Genomic DNA, 21,765 nt, shown 5'->3' with positions numbered 1-21,765 from the left:
TTTCGGAAAAGTTTCGAGACCTGCTCAGACGATGGGAGGAACGGCATCGGGGGGTGCTGATCCATGACCGCCGGCCACCGCAACCGATGATCAACGCGCCGCGGCCCGCCCCCGGCATTCGAGTACGGAGATCAGCGTGGAGTCCAGGACAACATCCCGCCGTACGTTCCTCAGCCTCTCGATGGGCCTGCCGCTCGGAGCCGCGCTCGCGGCGTGCGGCACCTCGGGACCGACCAGACCCGGTGGCGGCCCGAGCGGTGGCGGGGGTGGCGCCACCGCCACCTACTGGTACCTGTCGGTCCAGCCGCAGGAAGGCGTGCGCACCAGGACCATGGAACGGTTCAACGCGGCCAACCCCAACGGCAAGATCGTCGGGACGATCCTCCAGAACGACGCCTTCAAGACGAAGATCAAGACGGCGATCGGCGCCGGCCAGGCGCCCACACTGATCTGGGGCTGGGGCGGCGGCGGCCTGCGCAGCTACGTGCAGGCCGGCCAGGTCGAGGACCTCACCTCGTGGTTCGACCAGAACACCGCCCTCAAGGACCGGTTGTTCCCCTCCTCCTTCGGCGCCGCCACCATCGACGGCAAGATCTACGCGATGCCCTGCGAGACGATGCAGCCGATCGTCCTCTACTACAACAAGCAGGCCTTCGAGAAGATCGGCGCGCAGCCGCCCCAGACCTGGGGCGACATCATGGACCTGGTCCCCAAGTTCAACGCCAAGGGCATCGCGCCGTTCTCACTCGGCGGGCAGTCACGCTGGACCAACATGATGTGGCTGGAGTTCCTCTTCGACCGCATGGGCGGACCCGAGGTGTTCCAGGCCGTGTTCGACGAGGAGAAGGACGCCTGGAACAACCCGATCGCCATCGACGCCCTCGGCAAGGTGCAGGAGCTGGTCAAGGCCGACGGGTTCATCAAGGGCTTCTCGTCGATCACCGCCGACTCCAACGCCGACCAGGCGCTGCTCTACACCGGCAAGGCCGCGATGATGCTGCACGGCGGCTGGACCTACGGCGGCATGAAGCAGGACGGGGGCGACTTCGTCTCCGGCGGCCACCTCGGCTACATGAACTTCCCGCCGATCGACGGCGGCAAGGGCGACCCCAGCAACACCGTCGGCAACCCCGGCCAGTACATGTCGATCTCCTCCCAGGCGACCCCCGAGCAGAAGGAGATCGCCAAGAAGTTCTTCGCCACCGAGCTGATGGGCGACCAGGCGGTCAAGGAGTGGGTCGGGACCGGCGCGGTGCCGATCGTCAAGGGCGCCGACAGCGCGTTCGCCAGCGCCGAGGACGCCGAATTCCTGAAGTTCGTCTACGGCATCGCCGTCAACGCCAAGTCGTTCGCCCAGTCCTGGGACCAGGCGCTCAGCCCGACCGCCGCCGAGGTGCTGCTGGACAACATCTCCAAGCTGTTCCAGCTGTCGATCTCGCCGAAGGAGTTCGCCACGAACATGAACGCGGTCATCGGCAAGTGAGCACGGTCGCGACCTCCGCCACGGCCGCCTCGCGAGCGGGCCGCTCCGGCTCGCTCGCGTGGCTGGCCGTGCCGGCCCTGGTCCTCTTCACCGGGTTCGGCCTGATCCCGCTGGCCGGAGTCCTCGTGCTCAGCTTCACCTCGTGGGACGGGCTCGGCGACATCGGCTTCACCGGTCTCGACAGCTGGCGGGCCGTGCTCGCCGACCCGCAGCTGCCGCACGCGCTGTGGGTGACGTTCCTGGTGATGGCCGCCTCCTGGGCCGTCCAGACGCCGGCGAGCATCCTGCTGGGCACGTTCCTGGCCGGTGACCAGCGCTACCGCGCCTTCCTGTCGGTGCTGTACTTCATCCCGCTGCTGCTCAGCTCGGCGGCCATCGCGATCACCTACAAGGCGCTGCTCGATCCCAACTTCGGGCTGGGCGCGGGGCTCGGGATCCCCCTGCTCGTCCAGGACTGGCTCGGCGAGCCCGTCCTCGCCTTCAGCGTGGTGATCTTCGTGGTGTCGTGGCAGTTCATCCCGTTCCACGCGCTGATCTACCAGGGCGGCGTACGGCAGATCCCCCGCTCCATGTACGAGGCCGCCGAGCTCGACGGCGCCGGGCGGGTCCGCAAGTTCTTCAGCATCACCCTGCCGCAGCTGAAGTACACGATCATCACGTCCTCGACCCTCATGGTCGTCGGCTCGCTGACCTTCTTCGACCTGATCTTCGTGCTGACCGCGGGCGGTCCGGGGGACACCACCCGGGTGCTCGCCCTGGACATGTACAAACGGGGCTTCCAGGCCAACCTCATGGGCCCGGCCAGCGCGATCGCCGTCATCCTCGTCCTCGTCGGCCTCGTCCTGGCGCTGCTGCTGCGCCGGCTCGGCGGCCGCGACGCCGCCCACAGCCAGCTGGAAGGCGCCTGACCATGCAGACGACGCTGACGACCCGGTCCAAGCGGCCCGCCGCCCGGCCGCCCAGACACGCCCGGCACGCCCGGCGCGGCCCGGCCACCGGTCGCCGCAACTGGCCGGCCGGTCTGGCCGGCTGGCTCTGGCTGGCGGTCGTGATCGTGCCGATCTACTGGATCGTCATCACCAGCTTCAAGTCGCAGAGCACCTACTACGCGACCAACCCGCTGGTGCCGTCCGGCGAGCCGACCCTGCGCAACTACCAGCTGGTCATCGAGTCGGACTTCCCGCTGTACTTCCTCAACAGCCTCATCACCACCGTCGGCGCGGTGGTCCCCGCGGTCGTGATCTCCTTCATGGCGGCCTTCGCGATCGTGCGGGGCGGCTCCGGCAGGTTCCTGCGCTCGGTGAACGGCCTCTTCCTCATGGGCCTGGCCATCCCGCTCCAGGCCACGATCATCCCCGTCTACCTGATCATCATCCGGCTGCAGCTCTACGACTCCCTGCTGGCCCTGATCCTGCCGTCGATCGCCTTCGCGATCCCGCTGTCGGTGCTGGTGCTGTCGAACTTCATCCGCGACGTGCCCAGGGAGCTGTTCGAGTCGATGCGGATGGACGGCGCGACCGAGTGGATGACGCTCTGGCGGCTGGCGTTCCCGCTCACCCGGCCGGCCGTGGTGACGGTGTCGATCTACAACGCGCTGACCATCTGGAACGGGTTCCTGCTGCCGCTGATCCTCACGCAGAGCCCCGGCAAGCGGACCCTGCCGCTCGCCCTGTGGACCTTCCAGGGGCAGTACAGCGTGAACGTGCCGGCCGTGCTCGCCTCCGTCGTCCTCACCACGATGCCCATCCTGCTGCTCTACGTGGTGGGCCGCCGCCAGCTCGTCAGCGGCCTGACCGTCGGCTTCAGCAAGTGACGCCCTCGCGGTCCGGCTGGGTCTTGCCGGTCGCGTCAAGTCGGCCTTCAATGATCCCCATACCGGTGATCTGGAGGAGCCGATGCGTGGCTTACGGGCATCCGCGGCACTACTGACGATCGTTCTCGCGACGGCCCTGTCCGCAGGGCCGTCCACGCCGGCGGTCGCCGGCCCGGCCGACCCGGAGCCGGCCTCCCTGGTCACGCTCTCCGTGCCGGACCGGGCCGCGATGGAGCGCCTGGTCGCCTCGGGCGCCGACCTGACCGAGCGGGTACGCCCGCAGCCCGGCGGCGGCATCCAGGTCGACGCGGTCGTCACGGCGAGCCAGCTGGCCGGGCTCCGCTCGCTCGGCGCGACCCTCGCGCCCGGCTCGCCCTCCGCGTCCCGCCCCGCGCAGGAGCGCACCGCGGCCGAGGACCAGATCGTGGTCGAGCGCGCCGTCTGGTTCAGGTCCCGCGACGGCTACTTCCTGTCGGTCGAGGCGTCCAGCGGCGCCGGGGCGGCGGCCACGCTCAGCGTGACCTGGAAGGGCAGGCGCGGCTCCACCGGGCAGGCGCCCATGGTGCCGTACGTCGACGCGGGGGCGTACCTGGGCCATCAGCTCAGCACCCCCGTGCCCGCCACCGACCAGCCGCAGTGGGTCACCGTCACCTCGGCGGGCGGCGGCAGCGCGGAGGCGCGCGTCAGGGAGTGGCCCGACGGCGAGCGGCCCGATCGCACGGGCCCCGGCTACCAGAAGGACTTCGTCAGCCAGTACATGCCGCCCGCGCAGCTCAACGAGCGGATCAAGGCGCTGCACCGGCGCTTCCCGCAGCTCACCGACATCATCACGCTGCCCAACCCGACCAACGGCTACCGGCGGCACGCCCAGGCGCTGATCGGCGCCCCGCCCGGCGCCGCGGTCGTGGTCACCTCGGGCGCCTACGGCTCCGAGGGCGGCAACGACCTGGCGGTCGAGCTCGTCACCCCGGGCGCGCCCGACCGTCCGCTCCAGGTGACGGTGAACGGCAAGCAGATCACCGTCACCCTGGCCACCGACGGCTCCGGCGCGGTCACCAGCACCGCCGCCCAGGTCGCGGCGGCCATCAGCGGCACGCCGGGCAGCCCCGTCAAGGCCTCGACCTACCGCACCGACCCGGGCGCCGGCGTCATGGCTCCCGCGCCGCTCACCCAGCTCAGCGACTTCCTCCAGGCCCCGGCCGACGTCTCCCGGCAGCCCATGCGGGTGCTGGCCCTGCGCATCGGCGCGCACCGCGACGGCTCGCGCCCCGGCGTGCTTGCCTACGCGCAGGAGCATGCCAGGGAATGGGTGACGCCGCTGGTCACCATCGAGGCGGCCGAGCGGCTGCTGCGCAACCACGCGCGCGACGCGGCGACGCGCAGGCTGCTGAGGAACACCGACGTGTTCATCGTGCCGACGGTCAACCCCGACGGCGCCAACTACAGCTTCTACGACTTCAACTCCCAGCGTAAGAACATGACCAACCACTGCCCGCCGCAGCAGTCCGACCCGGCGCTGCGCAACACGTGGGGCGTGGACGTCAACCGCAACTACGCCGTGGGCTCGCTGTCCGACGGCTACTTCGGCGCCTCGGCCAACTGCCAGAGCGGCACGTTCGCCGGGCCCGCCGAGCACTCCGAGCCCGAGAGCCGCAACGTCATCTGGCTGGCGCAGAAGTACCGCAACATCAAGTTCGCGCTGAACGTGCACAGCTACGGCGGTTATTTCATGTGGCCGCCCGGCGCCTACAAGCTCGACGGCCGCGTCACCCTGCCCCGGCCCACGGCCGAGCAGGAGGCGTACTTCCTGCGTTCGGCCCGCACGATCGAGGAGGCCATCGCCGCCGAACGCGGTACCGTCACCTGGCCGCAGCAGACCGGGCCGGTGACCGACGTGCTCTACTCGGCGGCCGGCAACTCCGCCGACGAGCTCTGGTACGACTACGGCGTCTTCGGCTGGGACTTCGAGGTCGGCAGCGACCTGTGGAACCCCGCGACCGGCCAATGGGAGGGTGTGGGCTTCCAGCCGCCGTTCAGCGAGGGGCACGAGGAGGCGATGGAGTTCGCCTCGGGCCTCATCGCGCTGATCGGGATCGCCGCCGACTACCGGCGCTGACGGCGCCACCGGCCGCGGCGGCGGCCAGGACCGCCGCCGCCCGCGCGGGCCCGGTCGATCCCCGGCCGGGCGCCCTCGTCCCGGAGGCGGGAGGATGGAGGCAAGGGCCGTCGCGGCCAGGTGGGCACGGAAGGAGCGCGCGGTGGCGGAGAGCCGGGACGACGTCCTGCGGCGTCTGGTGCGCGAGAGCGTGCTGACCGCACAGCAGGCGGCGGCCGTCAGCCAGGCGCTCGACCAGGCGGAGCCGCCCCGCGCGCGGGTGCGGTGGGTGGAGGTGGCCGGATACGTCGGGGGCGGCCTGGTGCTCATGGGCGCCCTCTCGCTGGTCGGCCTGTCCTGGGCGGAGCTGAGCCGCACCGCCCGGATCGTCATCCTGCTGGCCGCGACGGGCGGCCTGCTCGCCGCCGGGGTGGCGCTGGGCGGTGTGCGGCTGCCCTGGCGCCCGCCCGCGCGGGTCGGGCCGGCGCAGGCCCGCTCGGCCGCGGTGTCGCTGGCCCTGGCCTCCGGCACGGGCGCGCTGGCGGTCGACGTGCTGGTCTCCGACGTGCTGCTCGCCGACGGGGGCACGATCGCGGCCTCGGCGGGCCTGGTGCTGGCCGCGGCTGGCTACGCCCTGCTTCCCGCCGTGCCTGGAGCTCTCGCCTGCGCCGCCTTCGCCGTCCTGACGGCCGGCACCCTGGCCGGCGAGCTGACCCACTCCGCGCTGGCCGTCGGCCTGTCCCTGATCGGCGCGGGCGTGCTCTGGACCGTCCTGGTGCTGACCGGGGTGATCAGGCAGCGGCGGCTGGGGCTCGGGCTCGGCGCCGCCATGGCGCTGCTCGGCGGCCAGTGGGCGCTCGGCCAGGAGCACACAGCCGCGTGGGCGTACGGGCTGACGTTCGCGGTCTCCCTGGCCTGCCTGCTCCTGTACCGGTGGGAACGGACCTGGGTGCTGCTCGTGGCGAGCGTGATCGGGTTCACCGTGGCCGTCCCGGAGGCCGTCTGGGACTGGACAGGCGGCGCGGTCAGCGGCTCGGTCATCCTGATCATCGCGGGCGTCGTCCTGGTGACCACCGCGGTGGTCGGCATCAGACTGCGGCGCGGGCCCCGGGACGGGCCCGATCCGGGACGCTGACCCGGCTCGGCCGGACCTGACGGGGCCCCGGCTCACTCTCGAGGGCTGGCAGGCTGGTCGCCATGGGATTCGGGGTTCGACAGTTCGAGCTGACCTTGATGCATCGCATGCGTGATCTCAACGCCGAGCGGGTGGAGGACGCGCTCGGCGACATGGGCGCGTCCCGGGCCGAGGTGCGCGCCGCGCACGCCCAGTGGACGAGGCGGGCCTGGTCCGCGCGGACACCCAAGGGGCGGGCCGCGCTGCGGACGGCGCTCGGGCCGCCCGCTTACGAGGGCACGAGGCCGATCGGGAGCGTGACCTGCCGGGTGGCCCGCTGGGCGCTGCCGTCCTGGCCTGGCCTGGAGTTCGAGCTGCTGTCCGGTCCCGGCGGCGGGGTGTGGAACCAGTGGTTCGTCCGGCCCGGCGGCGACCGGGCGCTGGCCTTCGACGACCTCGTTCCGTGGCGGTGCGTCGTCGGCGATGTCGGCACGAGTTTCCCAGGGGCGTCGCAGCGGGAGGGGGCGGCCCCGCACCACTGGGCGGTCGACTTCGTCCACGAGGGCACGGACTACCGCGCCCTCTTCGTGTACGGGCTGTTCCAGCGTCTCGACCGGCTCGCCCGCCCGCCGTACTGACCGTCAGGCCGCCGGCGGCCGGTGCCGCATCGTGGGCCGCGTCACCCGGAGGTGGCCCATCGCCGGGTCCGGCCGTTCAGACCGTGACGAACTCCGCGATGACCACCGTGGCGTCGTCCTTCGGCTCGACCGCGGCCATCTCGTCGTACAGCCGGTCGAGGCAGGCGGCGGGGGAGGAGCCGTCGGTGAAGAGCTCGGCCATGCGCGGGATGCCGACGGCCTGGATCACGCCGTCCGTGACGATGACGACGCGGTCGCCCGGACGCAGCGGCACGGTGCCGACCTCGGGCGCGATCCCGTGCGGCGGCGGGCCGCCGTCGAAGGAGTGCGACGTGGTGAGCGGCTGAGGCGTCTCGCCTTTCGCGACGTGCCAGATCGCGCCGTTGCCGACGTGGGCGAAGCGCAGGCACGGGTTCTCGCCGGGGTCGAGCATGATCAGGTCCAGCGTGCTGACCAGGCCGGGCCTGGTGGGGGCGCGCGTGGCGGTGGCGCGCGCGGCGCGGTCTTCCAGGTCCGCCTCCCGTCCGCCCGTACGGTCGGGGCCGGCGGCGACCACGGCGCTCAGCGCCAGGGCCGCGGCGGCCGGGCCGTGCTCGCCGCCCCCGCCGTCGGCCACCGCGATCAGCCGTTCCTGGATGACGTACGCGTCGGAGGGGTGGCCGTGCGAGCCCTCGTACGTGCCGCCCGCCGCCACCAGTCGCGGCCGCGGCACCGGCAGGCCGGGCGGCCAGGCGGCGCGACGGCCGCTGACCGCCATCACGGGCAGGCAGGCGAGCAGGATCGTGATCACGACGAAGGTCATGGGCCCCCCTTGCGACGAGGTCATCGCGATGCCAGTTCAGTAGACGCCCGCGCGGGACGCGGCGACTGACGGCCGATCGGCCGTCATGCCGCCTGCAGACCGGAGGGCCAGGGTGCGAGAAGGCGGTGCAGACCGCAGCCGAGCCGGACCGAGGAATCAGCCATGCGACCCAGCATCTCGTCCGCCGCGATGACCGGAGAAACCTCCTTGCACTCCCTTCTCCTCCTTAACAGGTGCGTTAGGGTGAAGTCCGTCTTGTGCTCTCATGGCGGGCGGACGGCACATGGCTCACCCCGGCTCCACGAGATACGACTCGGCGACCAGGCAACTGGAGCAGGCCGTCGCGCGCACCGGCGCGGGCGCGCGGGGCGCGGTGGGCCTGGTGGCGGTCCTCGCCGCGACGCTCGGTGCCGATCCGCCGGTCTCCGCCCTGTGGCTGGTGCCCATGCTCGCGGCCGACCTCGGGTTGACCGCCCTGTTCCTGCGCCTGGCCTGGCGCGGCGGGCCGCTGCCCGGCCGGCTGGTGGCCGGTGATGTGGCCGTCACCGTCGCGCTCTGCCTCGCGCAGCGCCATCTCGTGGCGGAGGAGGCCCTCGAAGGCGGCGCGAGCTGGGTCGCGGGGCTGGCCACGATGAGCATCGTCGTCACCGGGGTCTCGTGGCGGCCGAGGGCGGCCGTTCCCGCCGGGCTGGTCGTGGCGGGCGCGTACCTGGCCGGTGTGCGGCTCGCGTCCCCGGGCCAGGACGTGACCGGCACCCTGGGGGTGCACCTGGTCCAGATCGTGTCGATCGCGGTGCTGATGACGCTGCTGCGCCGTTCCGCAGCCCTGGCCGACGCCTTCCTGAGGGAGAGCGCGCGCGCCGGGATCGCGCTCATGGTCGAACGGCTGCGGCGTGAGGACGAGCTGAGGCAGGTCGGCAGCGTGCACGAGACGTCGCTGCACACGCTGACGATGGTCGGCCTGGGCACCTATGACGAGCCCTCGCCCACCCTGCGGGAGCAGGTGGCGACCGATCTGGCGGCGCTGGAGAAGCTGCGCGACACCCCTCGGGCCGCCGCCGCGCCCATCGCGCTGGACACGCTGCTGGAGGAGGTGGCCGGACGGGCGCCGGGCCTGGTCGTCCACCGGCGGCTGACACCCGGGACGGTGCCCGGGGACGTGGCCGAGAGCTTCGCCCGCGCCGTCACCGAGGCCCTGGCGAACGTCGCCCGGCACGCCGGCGTCGGCGAGGCCGAGCTGGTCTCCAGCCGGCGCGACGGCGAGATCCGCGTGGAGGTCGCGGACGAGGGCCGAGGGTTCGACGAGCACCGGCTGCCGCCCGACCGGTTCGGCGTGCGCGGGTCGATCCTCGCCACGATGCGCTCCCTGCCGAACGGCGGCGCCGAGATCTCCTCCGGCGGCCACGGCACCCGCGTCAGCCTGTGGTGGAGGCCATGACCGACGACATCGAGCAGGTCGCCCAGCGCTACTCCCGCTACACCGCGATCGGCGCGGTGGTGATCGCGGCGGTCTGGCACACGGGCTACGACCTCACGGTCACGGTCACCGGCTGGCAGTCCTTCCGCTGGCCCGCCCTGGCGGCCGCGGCCTGGGTCGTCTACACCGCCATCGGGGTGGTCGCCGCGCTGGCCATGCTGCGCGGCTCCCGCCCGCCGGCCAGGGCGCGCGCGCTCGCCGTCGCCGTGCTGGCCGTGGACGTCGCGGTGATCGTGTCCTGCCGGCCGGAGGACCTGCTCGGCCCGATCGACTGGGGCTGGGGCTCGGTGGGCTGGCTCGGCGTCCTGCTGATGTGGAACCGGCCGCGCCGGCGGCGCGACCTGATGGTGTTCCTCGCCGCCAACGCCGGCATCATGCTGGCGGCCATGGCCGTGACCGGGACGTACGACCGCGTCTCCATCGCGAAGTACCTGGTCGTCATGGTCGGCGCCGTCACCCTGCAGCTCGGCTACCTGGCGGGCTGCCACACCCTGCGCGAACGCGCCGAGGACGCCGTGCTGCTGGCCCGCAGGCTCGCCTCCGACGACGCCTGGCGGGAGTCGGCCCGGCGCATCCACGCCGACCGGCTGCACAGGTACGCGGTGATCCGCGACGCGGCGGAGTCACTGCTCAAGGAGCTCGCCGACGGCGCCGATCCCGGTGATCCCCGGGTGCGGGCCGACTGCACGGCCGGGGCCATGCGGCTGCGCCGCCTCATCACCGAGCGGGAGGACGTGCCCGACGAGCTGGTGTCGGCGCTGCGTGAGCGCATCGACGCGGCCGAGCGGCGCAGGGTCCTGGTGACGGCGCCGCCGTTCGGCGAGCACCTGCCCCACCTGCCCGACGGCGTGCGGGAGGACCTGCTCAGGGCGCCGATCCGGGCGCTGGACGGAGCCCGGTCGCGGGCCAGGGTCACGGTGTCCGCGATGTCCACCATGGTGAGCGTGGCCGTCGTGGCCGACAACGACGACCTGCCCATCAGCGCGACCTCGGTGCGTGAGCCCAGTGGGGTCGTCGTCACGTACCAGCGGCAGGAAGGGGAGGTATGGATCAACAGCATCTGGCAGGGCCCGTGACGGTCGCCCTGGTGGAGGACCACCAGGTGGTGGTGGACGGCGTCAGGTCGTGGTTCGCCCCGCCGGGGCCGGTGGAGCTGGTGGCGCAGGGGCCCACCATCGAGTCCGTCCGCGACGTGCCGGCCGACGTGCTGCTGCTCGATCTCCATCTGAACGGGACCATGGTGATCGACCGCGTCGCCGAGCTGTGCGGGAGCGGGCAGCGGGTCATCGTCTTCTCCGAGCATGAGGAGCCGGAGACGGTGCGCGTCGTGCTCGACGCGGGGGCCTCGGCGTTCATTGGCAAGGGGCGGGCCACCCGCGAGTCCTGCCTGGAGACCGTCCTGGAGGTGGCCGCCGACCGGCCGAGCGTGACGCCGCCGATGGCGCAGGCGATCGCCACGGACGAGAGCCCGCACCGGCCGCAGCTGTCGGACAAGGAGCGGGCCGCCCTGCTGTTCTGGTTCCAGTCGATGTCGAAGGCGTCGGTGGCGGCCCGGATGGGGATCAAGGAGCGGACCGTTCGTCAGTACATCGACCGGGCCCGGGTCAAGTACGCGGCGGCGGGACGGCCCGCGCCCACCAAGGAGAAGCTGCTCATCTGCGCCATCCAGGACGGCCTCATCCGTCCCGACGAGGTGAACGTCTACACCTCGCTGGCCGCGCGGGCAGGGGCGGAGCCCGTCCCGTCGGAGGAGGTCCGCGGCCCGCGCTGACCAGGGCCGCCAGGGGTCAGGGCTGAACGTCCCGGCCGGGGGCGGCGGCGCGACGCGGCGCGGGCCGGCGGGCGGCGGCCGCGAAGAGCAGGTGCTCCCGGCCGGGAGGGCAGACCAGCTGCAGCCCGGCCGGCAGGCCGTCCACCGTCCCGGCCGGCACGGTCAGCGCGGGCAGGCCGAGCACGTTCCACGGGCTGGTCAGCGCGAGCAGGGCGGCCCGCACGGCGACGGTCTCGCCGCCGAGCCGGGTCTCGCGCCGGTCGAGCGGCGGGGCGGTCAGCGGCACGGTCGGCAGCGCGAGCACGTCGTGCCGGTCGAACAGCGCGCCGACGATCTCGGCGAGCCGGGACCGCTCGTCCATGGCCCGGACGTATCTCCAGCCGGGCATCTCGAACGCGACGCGCAGGCGTTCGAGCACCTCGGGGTCGAACAGCTCGGGCGCCTCGGCCAGGCGGCCCGCGTGCACGGCCGCCGTTTCGGCGCTCTGGACGGCGGTGTAGGTCTCCCGTAGTTCCCCCGCGATCCCCGCGGGCAGCCGGACCTCCTCCAGCGGCCCCGCCGCCGCGCGCACGGCGCTCACCACCCGCGCGTCGCAGGCGAACAGACCGGTGGGATCCAGCCAGGCCACCCGCGCGGCCCCGGCGTCGTCGGGCGGGCCCGCCGGGGTGCCGTGATCCGCGCCGGACTCGGGGTGACCGCCCTCGGCCGGGGCGGTCCCGGCCAGGTGGCGGTAGGCGAGCAGGCAGTCCCGCTCGTCGCCCGCGAGGACGCCGACGTGGTCGAGAGTCCGCGACAGGGGGAAGACGCCGTCCGCCGGGATGGCGCCGTACGCGGGCTTGAAGCCGGCCACCCCGCACAGCGCGGCGGGGATGCGCACGGAGCCGCCGGTGTCGGTGCCGAGCGCGAGCGGGACCAGGCCGGCGGCCACGGCGGCCGCGCTGCCGCCGCTGGAGCCGCCCGACATGCGGGCCGGATCGTGGGGGTTGCGTGAGGGGCCGGTGGCCGACCGGTCGCCCGTGGGGCCGTAGGCGAACTCGTGGGTCGTGGTCGTGCCGACGATGACCGCGCCGGCCCGGCGCAGCCGCGTCACGCACTCCGCGTCGGTCTCGGCGACGTGGCCGGCGAAGTGCCGCGATCCCATGGTCACGGGCAGGCCGGCGACCATGATCAGATCCTTGACGCCCACCGGCACGCCGTGCAGATGGCCTCGATCGGCGCCCTCGGCCAGCTCGTCGTCCGCCCGCCGCGCCGCCGCCCGGGCCCCGTCGGCGTCGACGGTCACGAACGCGTTGAGCGGCGGATCGAGCCGGGCGATGGCGTCGAGCGCCAGCTCGGTCAACTCGGCCGACGTGGTCCGGCCCGCGCGCAGGTCGCGGGCGAGCTCGGTGATGCCGCGGCCGGCGAACGGGCCAAGGGAGATCGGCATGGTGGTCCTCACGGGTGTCACGACAGTGGACAGTCTCCATACCATGCCGGTCGCGGTTCGATCTATCGCGGGGTGGTCTGGAGCGCCCCCGCTTTGCCTTTCCGAGAGGCCCGTTTGAGGGTGGAAAGGTAAAAGTTCGGGCCGACATCCGTTGCGGGATAGGGGATTCCGTTAGGGGGACCCTAACCGCGCTTGCAGTGCTCTATACGATTCGCATACCTTGGTGGACATATGCGGTAGACGCCAGGGCTGAGAGAGACGTCCGCGTTACCGTTCAATTGCCGGAGACTACGTCCTGACCTGCGTGAACCTTCAGCGCAGAGCGACGTGGCCCGCCGAATCCGCGACATCGCGAAACCGGGGACCCACTTCATTTCTGGGGTGAATCGGTCGATCTCTTCCAGAGACGGTCCGTAGGGCACTTCCACGCCCGAACCCGGCAGCTAACCCGGTAGGCGGAATGGAAGCAAGGAGCAATCTCTGCATGGCCAAGAACATCCTGAACCGCGCCCAGATCAAGGCCAACGCCTCCCGGATCGCAGTCGGGCTGACCATCGCGGCCGGTGCGGCCTTCGTCGGAGCGCCGGCGATGGCGGCCCAGCACCCGGCGCAGACCAACGCCTCCCAGCAGCAGGTCGCCGCGGCCCCCGCCAACCAGGTGAGCACCCAGAGCGTGCTGCAGATCGCCGAATCGCAGATCGGCGTCAAGGAGAACGCGTCCGGCGGCGGAACCCCGTACCACAGCTGGTACATGTCCTCGCCGCGCGCGGCCGAGACCCTCGCCCGTGACGGCGGCGGCAGCCCGAAGCTGTACGCCAACGCCCCGTGGTGCGCCATGTTCATCTCCTGGGTCGGCGAGCAGGCCGGCGCCCGCAGCACGATGGGCTGGGACGCCTACACCGTCACCTACGCCGACTGGTTCAAGGCCAACAAGCGCTGGGGCGACGGCGCCAAGCCCGGAGCCGTGGTCTTCTACGACTGGAACAGCGGCGAGTCCACCAGCGGCATCGACCACGTCGGCCTGGTCAAGAAGGACAACGGCGACGGCACGATCACCGCGATCGAGGGCAACACCGGCAACGGCAAGGTCGAGGAGCGAGTCCGGCCCAAGACGCAGGTCACGGGCTACGGCTACCCCGCCTACAAGGCCTGACCGGTTGACCTCCTCCTGACCCCCTCCGCCGGAGATCCCCCGTCCGGACGACATCCGCGCCCCGCACGCCGGGGCGCGGATGTCGTTTCTTTCAGGACGGCGGACGGGTCGGCCGAAGTGGGCTGGTGACGGGATGACCATGGCGTCGTATAGTGCGGTCAAGATCGTAGTTCGGTCGGATCGGCCGGCGGCCGTGACGGCCCCTTCCCTCGTCGGACACCATCCCGGGGCCGCCCCGTACCAGCCGGAGGAGAGTCGAGTGGATTCATGCGGACACCCGCCTGTCGCGTTATCGGAGCGGTGATCGCGGTGCAGGCGAGAGGGCACACCCCATCAGGTCCCGGTCACACCACCCGACGTGTCACAGCAGTCGCCATGGCGGCTGCTTTTTTCGTTGCCGGCACCGCCGTCGTCCCGCCGGCGACCGCCACCTCCGCCACCTCCGCCACCTCGGGCGCTGAGCGGGCCGAGCGGGCCGAGCCGCCCGCGGCCGGGGCCGCCACCGAGCGGGAGGCCCTGTCGGCGGCGCGGCTGACCGGGGAGCGCGTCGAGGTCGGCTCCCTGCGGACCGAGACGCGCACGGTCCACGCCACCCCCGGTGGCGCCCTCGTGCTGGAGCAGCACGCCCGGCCGATCCGCGTGCGCCAGGACAGCCGCTGGGTCGAGGTGGACACGACACTGCGGCGCCTGCCCGACGGCTCGGTGGCCCCGGCCGCGACGGCGGCCCGACTACGGTTCTCCGGCGGCGGCGCGGCTCCGATGGCGACGGTCACGCGAGGGGCCAAGTCACTGGCCGTGTCCTGGCCGGGCGGCCTGCCCGCGCCTGCCCTCGACGGCCCCACCGCCACCTACGCCGAGGTGCTGCCCGGCGTGGACCTCCAGGTCACGGCCGACGTGGACGGCTTCTCGCACGTGCTCGTGGTGAAGACGCGGCAGGCGGCCCAGAACGGCCGGCTGGACCGGCTGCGGTTCGCCCTCCGGGCCGAAGGGCTGTCCGTGCGGCGCAGCCGGGGCGGCGGCGTCGAGGCGGTCGACCGGGCCGGCGCGGAGGTGTTCGTCGCCCCGGTGCCGCTGATGTGGGACTCGCCCGCCACTCCCGACGGCCGCCGCGCCGCCCCCGCCGTCCGGCCGGGCGAAGGGCCGGCCCCGGGCTCGCGGCACGAGGCGATGGGCCTGGAACTGGCCGGCGAGACGCTGACGCTCGCCCCCGACCGGGCCATGCTGACCGCGCCCGGCACCCGCTATCCCGTCTACCTGGACCCGTCGGTGTCGGCCCCGCGCGGCTCGTGGACGTCGGTCTGGAAGAAGTACCCGACGACCAACTACCTCAACTCCAGCGACGTGGCCCGCGTCGGCCACGAGAACGAAACCGGCCAGACCAACCGCTCCTTCTTCACCATGAACACCGGCACCGCCATCCACGGCAAGCAGATCGTCAAGGCCACGCTGCGCACGTACGAGACCTGGTCGTGGTCCTGCACCAAGAAGGCGGTCGAGCTCTGGCTCACCGGCGCGATCAGCAAGTCCACCACCTGGAACAACCAGCCGTCGTGGTCGCAGAAGCTCGACACCGAGACCGTGGCCAAGGGCTGGAGCTCGTCGTGCCCGGCCGGCGGCGTCGAGTTCGACGCGACGGCGGCGGCGGTCAAGGCGGCGGCGGCCAACTGGGGGACGATCACGCTGGGCCTGCGGGCGACCAGCGAGACCGACACGTACGCGTGGAAGAAGTTCCGCAACAATCCCGTGCTCGTCGTCGAGTACAACAGCGTCCCGGCCACGCCGGTGGCGGCCGACGTTTGGACGGACCCGGGTGGCCCGTGCGTGTCGGGCGCCGCCCGGCCGGTCGTGGGCACCGCGACGCCGAAGCTCTGGGCCAAGCTCCGGGACGCCGACGACTCGGTCAGAGGCCGCTTCGAGTGGCAGGACGCCGCCGGAAACCCGGTGGGCGAATGGCTGACGCCGATGGCCTCCTCCGGCAACGCGTTCACCGCGAGCGTCCCGGCGGGGGCGTACGGCGACGGCTCGATGATCCGGTGGCGGGTGCGCGCCGAGGACGCCATCACCACCGGCGGGTGGAGCCCGTGGTGCGAGCTCGACCTGGACACCAGCGAGCCCGGCCGCGAGCCGACGGTGAGCTCTCAGCGGTATCCGGAGAACGGCTGGGGCGACGGAGTCGGCCGTGCCGGGACCTTCACCTTCGCCGCCAACGGGGCGGCCGACGTGACCGCGTTCCTCTACGGGCTCAACACCGGCCCGTCCACCGAGGTGCCGGCCGACGCCCCGGGAGGGTCGGCGACGGTCCGGCTCACGCCGAGCGACGACGGCCCGAACGTCCTGTCGGTGCGCGGCAAGAACGCCGCGGGCGGGCTGGGGCCGATCCGCAGCTACGTCTTCAACGTCAGGGACGGCACCGCCCCCGCCGGCCACTGGCGGCTCGACGAGGGACAGGGGACCGCGGCCGCCGACTCGGCGGGCGCTCACCCGGCCACCCTCGGCGGCGGCGCCTGGGTCGACGGCCGCGCGGGCAAGGCGCTGCGCTTCGCCGGTGCCGGGCAGTACGCGGCGACCGGCGCGCCGATCGTGCCGACCGAGGACAACCTCGCCGTCTCGGCCTGGGTACGGCTCGCCGGCACCGCCCTCCCGGCGCGCAACGTCGCCGCGGTCAGCCAGAGCGGCCAACTGCACAGCGGGTTCTGGCTGGGTTACCGGACCGACGTCAGTTCGTGGGGGTTCATGATGAACCACTCCGGCGGCACCTCCCAGTCGGTGTGGGCGCTGAACCCCGCGGTGGTGCCGCGACCCGGCGAGTGGACCCACCTGACCGGCGTCTACGACTCGGCGGCGAAGGCGCTGTTCCTGTATGTCAACGGTGTGCGGGCGGCCGGGCCCGTGGCCTACCACGGCGGCGCGGGACCGGCGACCGCGCTGCAGTTCGGGCGGGCCCTCTACCAGGGCGGCATGACCGACCCATGGCCCGGTGACGTGGACGACGTGCGGGTCTACGACCGGGCGGTGTTCGGCGAGGAGGTGGCGCTGCTGGTCAGCCAGGCGGCCACGCTGACCGGGCACTGGAAGCTCGACGAGGAGTCCGGCCTCACCGCCGCCGACGCCGCCGCAAGGACCGGCCCGCTCACCCTGGGCGGGACCGCGACCTGGACCAGCGGCTGGCTCGACGGCGCGCTCTCGCTGGACGGGACCGGCGGTCACGCCCAGGCCGGCCGCGCCGCCACCCGCACCGACCAGAGCTTCACCGTCACCGCCTGGGCCCAGCTCGACACGCTGCCGGCCGCCGACGCCGCCGCGGTCGCCCAGAGCGGCACCCGCGCCAGCGGCTTCGTCCTCGGCTACGCCGCCGACGGACCGCGCTGGATGTTCGGCATGGCCGGCGCCGACGCGAACGCGGCCTCGATCGTGCGGGCCCGCTCGGACGTCGTGCCGTACGTGATGGAGTGGACGCACGTCGCGGGCGTCTACGACGCGCTCGCGCGCAAGCTCCGGATCTACGTCGGCGGGCACCTGGTGTCCACCACCGAGGTGAGCCACTCCAGCACCTGGAACTCCACTGGGCCGCTCCAGCTCGGCCGGGCGCTGCGCGACGGGGTGATGGCCGGTCACTGGCCGGGCATCCTCGACGACGTACGCACCTACCAGGGCGCGCTGGGCGACCTGGACGTCGCCCGCCTCGCCGCCGAATGACCGTCGGCGGCTCTCCCCGCGGCTCTCCCGGTGGCTCTCACGGCCGGACGCGGAGGTCGGCGAAGAGGGCGCGGTGATCGGAGCCCGGCAGGTCGTGCACCTGTACGGCGACCGGCCGGACGCGGGCGTCGCCGAGCACGTGGTCGATGGCCACCAGCGGCGGCAGCCCGCGCCCCGCCGGCCAGGTGGGCACCAGGCCCTGTCCGGTGGCCGCCGCCGCGTCGGTGTAGCCGGTGGCCAGCAGCCGCCGGAAGACCGCGTGGTCGAGCGTCGCGTTGAAGTCGCCCGCCAGCAGCCGCGGTGGCCCCCCGGCCGGGGCGGGCGGCAGCGTGGCGATGCCGGCCTCCCACTCCGGCACCGTCGGGGGCACGGGTGCGACCGGGTGCACGACCACCACCTCCACCGCCGAGCCGCCGGGCAGCGCCACCTCGGCCACCGGCATGCGGTGCCCGACCGGCCGGAACAGCCCGCCCCGCTCGCGCAGCGGATGACGCGCGTACACACCGCTGCCCTCCGGCCCGCGCGGCGCCGGCTGGGTGACCTCGTACGGCAGCAGTCCCTCCAGCCCGGCCGCGTCCAGCCGCTGCCGGGCCGACCAGGTCAGCTCCTGGATGCTCAGCACGTCGACGTCCAGCCGGCGTACCAGGTCGACGATCACCGTCACGTCCCCGCGCCCGCCGTTGAGGTTCGCGGTCAGCACCCGTAAGGGCCGGCCTTCGGCCACGGCGGTGGCGCCCACGGCGCGCGGCGCCACGCACCAGGCGAGGCAGGCGCACACCGCCAGCAGGAGCGCGATCGCCACCCTGCTCCGCGCGGCGACCGCGATCGCCAGCACCACCAGCGCGGCGACCCCGAAGTACGGCGTGAAGGCGACCATCGGCACCAGGAACACGCCCCACTCCAGCCCGCCCACGCGCATGGCCGTCCCCGCCGCGAACAGCACGGCCACCCCGGCGGTCACCCGCGCGGCCCGGGTCCGGCGGGGCCGCGCCCGCCGCGTCGTCTCTGTGTCACCTTGCGTCAGCACAGCCGCACACCCTAGGCGGCCATCCTTAAACGCGGATGAGGAGACGCCGCGCGAGCACCCCTACGGCTGCCCCCAGATCGGCTGTCCGGGTTCGGCCGGGGGCAGCGCCGACAGGACGAGGGCCACGTTCGCCCAGTCGGTCACCTGGACGTTGTCCGCCATGAGGCGCAGCCGCCTCGGGATCTCCTCGTGCGCGTCGAGGAGCATCTCGATGGCCTCGATGATCTGACCGGTGACCGCCTCGTAGCCGCTGCCCCCGCCCTGGCCCTTGAAGAACGTCACGCCCTCCTTGCCCTCCCCCCAGAAGGCGCCGATGGCGTTGAGCTGCTTGGCCGCGTCGTCGACGAACCCGCCGAGCTCCTCCCTCTCGATGTCGAACGCCTTGGCCGCCGAGCGGATCTGGGACGGATGGTTCTCCACGCTCTCCTCCACATCGTCATCGCGTCAGCCCGCCGGCTTGTGGGCCATGGTGAAGTAAAGGAGCAGCCGGCCGAGGGTCTCCTTCCAGGTGGGCACGAGGTCCGAGCCTTCCTGGCCGTTCAGGGCGTCGTAGGTGGGGCCGTAGCCGAGCGACCCGCCGGCCAGCCGGTTCAGGAAGTACTGGACGTCCACGTTCGCCGTCGCCCTCCTGGCCAGCGGCGCGGCGGCGTCGAACACGCCGTAGAAGGCGAACGACGCGGCGAACTCCTTCAGGGCCTGGGTCGCGTTGTCCCCGAGGGAGCCGGGGTCGTCGCCCCGCGCCGCCTTGACGCCCGCCACCACAGCCACGTCGCCGACGGCGAAGAAGGCGCTGCCGATCGTGTACTCCGTCAGCTTGCTCAGCAGGATCCGGGCGAGGCTGTGCTCCAGCAGTTTCGCCAGCAGCCCCGCCTGTGCCCGCCGCATGAGGAACTGGGTGATCTGGTAGGCCGCGCCGGCCTGCCAGGGGAAGGTGGTGATGTAGACGAAGCTGGCGAAGTTGGCCAGGGCGAGCGTCCAGTAGGCGTGCCGGGCCGTCTCGATAACCTCGGCGAACTCCGCGCAGGCCGCGCTGTTGCGCCGGCAGCGGTCGGCGAGCCGGCCGGCGAAGCCCGACTCGGGGGGGTGCGGATACAGTCCTGCCGTCACGGCCTTCCGGTAGGCGTCCACGTCGTCCCCGGAGTTCTTCTTCCACACCGACTCGGCGGCGGCGAACGTCCTGTCCGGGGCCTGCTCGATGCGCTCGGCCAGCCGCGACCAGACCTCGGCGGCCTGACGCGCCTTCGCCGGGTCGCCCTCGGGGTAGTCGACCGCGAGCATCTTGAACACGAAGGCGGCGATGCCGATGGTGCCGAGCCCGTAGACGCTCACGCGGGCCGGGTTGACGCTCATGGGCGGCTCCTCCGCGCGCGGCGGGCGTCCGGCGGTCCGGTGTGGTCGAGCACGGTGCCGGTGACGAACGGGGCCATGAGGTCACCCACCGCCCGCTGGGCGTCACCGGCCGACTCGGCGGACGCCTCCAGGATCGCCGCCGCCAGCTCGGCGGAGTCGAGCCGCATGGCGCGCGAGTCGATGACGAGCCCGGCCAGGGCCCCGGACTGCGTCGTCTCGACCACGACGCGCCCGTCGGCCGCCACGCCCCGGCCGCGCACTGCGGCGATCCGTTCGCGTAACCGCTCCAGCTCCGCGGTCTCCTGGCGGAAGCGGTCGAGTAGCCTGCTGAACTCATGGTCGCTGGTGTCGCTGAACGGATCGGCCGGCGATGTCATTTCCGTCTCCTGACTCTCTTCGACTCATCGAGTCACTCAGGTTACAGAAGTAAACAAGCCGGAAATATAGGTTTATTCTGCGTCAGCTCCCCTGGGTGTAGATCGTCTTCCAGCGGGAGCACTCGCCGACCGGGCGCGTCGCGTTGCCTCGGCACACCTGCACCCTGATCTGCAGCGCCCCGCCGACGCTCTTGCTGAACGAGCCCGTGCCCGTCACGCAGTTGTACACGCCGTGCGTCCGCCAGCGGCCGTTCTGCCCGCTCTGGCGCCGGATGAGCACCCACGAGCAGCCCTTGCCATGGGTGTCGTCGAGGTATCCCTTCACGATCAGCCCCGACTGCCCGGCCACGACGCGCCCCCACGCGGTCGCCTTGCCGTCGGTGGAGTGGACGCCACCCCACTTCCAGGACGTGGGATCCGCGGCGGCGGGGGCACCCTGGACGGCCAGGGCGATGGCGGCGGCGGTCAGGCCGGTCAGCAGGCGGGCGGCGATGCGCATGAGAGGTCTCCCGGGATCGTGGGTCGTTCGTCACCCCAAGGACTACCGGCGCGCTCTTGTACGCGGCTTGGAGCTCAGTGAGCGGCCCGCTTCCGGCTCATCCGCCGGGGGCGATCACCCGCCAGGCCGCGGGGCGCAGCGTCCAGGACCAGCGCGGTGCGGCCGGGCGCAGCTCGCCGTCCAGGTTGGCCGGGACGGGCTCGCCGTCGATGACGATCGACGTCCCCCTGACGGTCGTGACCTCGTCGAGCCGGCCGTGCCTGCCGCGCCGCAGCAGCAGCCCGTAGACGAGGCGGGACCAGGGCGACACGGCGTAGGAGATGACGACGTCGGCCAGCCCGTCGTCCGGCCGGGCGGCCGGTGCCAGCGGGGTGCCGCCGCCGATCGAGCCGCCGTTGCCGACGCCCACCATGAGGATCCGCCGGCGGCCGTCGGCGATCACCTGGCCGTCCACGCGGACCCGCAGCCGCCACCCCCGCGCCCGGGTGCCGGCGACCAGCGCGCCCACCGCGTACGCGGCCCGCCGCAGCAACGGCTTGAGCGGGGTGGCCTGCTCGGAGGCCAGCGCGCCGACCCCGACGTGCACGGCGTTCAGCACGATCCCGCCCTGGTCGTCGACGAGCAGATCCAGCGGCCGCTCCACTCCGCGCGGGACGAGCGTCGCGGCCTGCCGCGGATCCAGCGGGATGCCGAGCGTGCGAGCCAGGTCGTTGCCGGTGCCCATCGGGACCAGGCCCACCGGCCGGGTGCCGAGCTCGCCGCGCGCGAGCAGCGCGGCCACCACCCGGTGCAGCGAGCCGTCGCCGCCGAGGACGACGGGGGCGCGGTCCGGGTGCCGGTCCAGCACCCGGTCGATGTCGCCCGGCTCCTCCACGACGCAGGTCACCACGTCGGCCTCGTCGCCCAGCGTGCGCAGCACCGCCCGGCGGGTCTCGTCGTCGTCCCCGCCCGCGGCCGGATTGCCGATCGCCACCAGCTTGCGTGACACCCCGTCCCCTCCGTTCTCTGGCCCGCCTGGTGCCCCTGATCCATCAGGCGAAACCC

Annotated in this window: 19 protein-coding genes and 1 riboswitch; of the genes, 11 read left to right on the top strand and 8 right to left on the bottom strand. The window is 73.0% G+C overall.

The window, feature by feature from the left end:
* Positions 1–136 precede the first annotated feature (136 nt).
* From AC5L3X_RS34095 to AC5L3X_RS34070, 6 genes are all read left to right on the top strand, one after another.
* The gene (locus tag AC5L3X_RS34095; protein ID WP_494862533.1) at positions 137–1,483 is read left to right on the top strand and encodes an extracellular solute-binding protein; all 1,347 of its coding nucleotides are present in this window, start codon (positions 137–139) and stop codon (positions 1,481–1,483) included.
* Positions 1,480–2,391 (top strand): carbohydrate ABC transporter permease, encoded by a 912-nt coding sequence (locus tag AC5L3X_RS34090; protein WP_494862531.1) that lies wholly within the window; start codon positions 1,480–1,482, stop codon positions 2,389–2,391. Before AC5L3X_RS34095 ends, AC5L3X_RS34090 begins: the two co-directional genes overlap by 4 nt.
* A gap of 2 nt (positions 2,392–2,393) precedes the next feature.
* Entirely contained in the window at positions 2,394–3,296 is a 903-nt protein-coding gene (locus tag AC5L3X_RS34085) for a carbohydrate ABC transporter permease (RefSeq protein WP_494862529.1), read from the top strand.
* A gap of 82 nt (positions 3,297–3,378) precedes the next feature.
* On the top strand, positions 3,379–5,412 hold the full coding sequence (locus AC5L3X_RS34080) for a M14 family zinc carboxypeptidase (RefSeq protein WP_494862528.1): 2,034 nt from the start codon (positions 3,379–3,381) through the stop codon (positions 5,410–5,412).
* 142 nt (positions 5,413–5,554) lie between these two features.
* Positions 5,555–6,526, top strand: coding sequence for a hypothetical protein (locus AC5L3X_RS34075; RefSeq protein ID WP_494862526.1), 972 nt, complete (start codon positions 5,555–5,557; stop codon positions 6,524–6,526).
* 107 nt (positions 6,527–6,633) lie between these two features.
* The gene (locus AC5L3X_RS34070) at positions 6,634–7,143 is read left to right on the top strand and encodes a hypothetical protein (RefSeq protein WP_494862525.1); all 510 of its coding nucleotides are present in this window, start codon (positions 6,634–6,636) and stop codon (positions 7,141–7,143) included.
* A 76-nt stretch (positions 7,144–7,219) separates the two neighbouring features.
* Here AC5L3X_RS34070 and AC5L3X_RS34065 read toward each other — a convergent pair whose 3' ends face one another.
* Positions 7,220–7,945, bottom strand: coding sequence for a SpoIIE family protein phosphatase (locus AC5L3X_RS34065; protein ID WP_494862523.1), 726 nt, complete (start codon positions 7,943–7,945; stop codon positions 7,220–7,222).
* A 265-nt stretch (positions 7,946–8,210) separates the two neighbouring features.
* Here AC5L3X_RS34065 and AC5L3X_RS34060 point away from each other — a divergent pair, with 265 nt between their 5' ends.
* Genes AC5L3X_RS34060 through AC5L3X_RS34050 form a run of 3 tightly spaced genes read left to right on the top strand, consistent with a single transcriptional unit; the run spans position 8,211 to position 11,193 of the window.
* Positions 8,211–9,383, top strand: a complete 1,173-nt coding sequence (locus tag AC5L3X_RS34060; protein WP_494862521.1) for a sensor histidine kinase — start codon at positions 8,211–8,213, stop codon at positions 9,381–9,383.
* Positions 9,380–10,498, top strand: a complete 1,119-nt coding sequence (locus AC5L3X_RS34055; RefSeq protein ID WP_494862520.1) for a hypothetical protein — start codon at positions 9,380–9,382, stop codon at positions 10,496–10,498. The genes AC5L3X_RS34060 and AC5L3X_RS34055 overlap by 4 nt, the downstream gene beginning before the upstream one ends.
* Positions 10,468–11,193, top strand: a complete 726-nt coding sequence (locus tag AC5L3X_RS34050) for a response regulator (RefSeq protein ID WP_494862519.1) — start codon at positions 10,468–10,470, stop codon at positions 11,191–11,193. Before AC5L3X_RS34055 ends, AC5L3X_RS34050 begins: the two co-directional genes overlap by 31 nt.
* Before the next feature lie 16 nt (positions 11,194–11,209).
* Here AC5L3X_RS34050 and AC5L3X_RS34045 read toward each other — a convergent pair whose 3' ends face one another.
* Positions 11,210–12,619: an amidase gene (locus AC5L3X_RS34045; RefSeq protein WP_494862518.1), complete on the bottom strand. Its 1,410-nt coding sequence runs from the start codon at positions 12,617–12,619 to the stop codon at positions 11,210–11,212.
* A gap of 323 nt (positions 12,620–12,942) precedes the next feature.
* A riboswitch (cyclic di-AMP (ydaO/yuaA leader) is annotated at positions 12,943–13,092 on the top strand.
* A gap of 11 nt (positions 13,093–13,103) precedes the next feature.
* Between AC5L3X_RS34045 and AC5L3X_RS34040 the strand changes: the two genes are divergently transcribed.
* Together AC5L3X_RS34040 and AC5L3X_RS34035 are read left to right on the top strand one after the other, a co-directional pair.
* On the top strand, positions 13,104–13,772 hold the full coding sequence (locus AC5L3X_RS34040; protein ID WP_494862516.1) for a CHAP domain-containing protein: 669 nt from the start codon (positions 13,104–13,106) through the stop codon (positions 13,770–13,772).
* Positions 13,773–14,147: 375 nt separating this feature from the next.
* Positions 14,148–17,468: a LamG-like jellyroll fold domain-containing protein gene (locus tag AC5L3X_RS34035; RefSeq protein WP_494862515.1), complete on the top strand. Its 3,321-nt coding sequence runs from the start codon at positions 14,148–14,150 to the stop codon at positions 17,466–17,468.
* A 37-nt stretch (positions 17,469–17,505) separates the two neighbouring features.
* Here the strand turns inward: AC5L3X_RS34035 and AC5L3X_RS34030 are convergent, their stop codons facing one another.
* From AC5L3X_RS34030 to AC5L3X_RS34005, 6 genes are all read right to left on the bottom strand, one after another.
* Complete coding sequence (locus AC5L3X_RS34030; RefSeq protein WP_494862513.1) at positions 17,506–18,495, bottom strand: endonuclease/exonuclease/phosphatase family protein; 990 nt, start codon at positions 18,493–18,495, stop codon at positions 17,506–17,508.
* Between the two features lie 60 nt (positions 18,496–18,555).
* A complete protein-coding gene (locus tag AC5L3X_RS34025) occupies positions 18,556–18,915 on the bottom strand; it encodes a WXG100 family type VII secretion target (protein ID WP_189123928.1) in 360 nt (119 codons plus the stop codon).
* A 24-nt stretch (positions 18,916–18,939) separates the two neighbouring features.
* Complete coding sequence (locus AC5L3X_RS34020) at positions 18,940–19,845, bottom strand: WXG100-like domain-containing protein (RefSeq protein WP_494862511.1); 906 nt, start codon at positions 19,843–19,845, stop codon at positions 18,940–18,942.
* The gene (locus AC5L3X_RS34015) at positions 19,842–20,222 is read right to left on the bottom strand and encodes a YbaB/EbfC family nucleoid-associated protein (RefSeq protein ID WP_494862509.1); all 381 of its coding nucleotides are present in this window, start codon (positions 20,220–20,222) and stop codon (positions 19,842–19,844) included. The genes AC5L3X_RS34020 and AC5L3X_RS34015 overlap by 4 nt, the downstream gene beginning before the upstream one ends.
* 82 nt (positions 20,223–20,304) lie before the next feature.
* Positions 20,305–20,721, bottom strand: a complete 417-nt coding sequence (locus AC5L3X_RS34010) for a hypothetical protein (protein WP_494862507.1) — start codon at positions 20,719–20,721, stop codon at positions 20,305–20,307.
* A 97-nt stretch (positions 20,722–20,818) separates the two neighbouring features.
* Complete coding sequence (locus AC5L3X_RS34005) at positions 20,819–21,709, bottom strand: diacylglycerol/lipid kinase family protein (RefSeq protein ID WP_494862505.1); 891 nt, start codon at positions 21,707–21,709, stop codon at positions 20,819–20,821.
* Between the last annotated feature and the right edge of the window lie 56 nt (positions 21,710–21,765).

This window comes from Nonomuraea sp. CX421, from assembly GCF_059358955.1.
The sequence above is the reverse complement of the archived record's forward strand: the minus strand, read 5'-3'. Positions and strand labels throughout refer to the sequence as shown.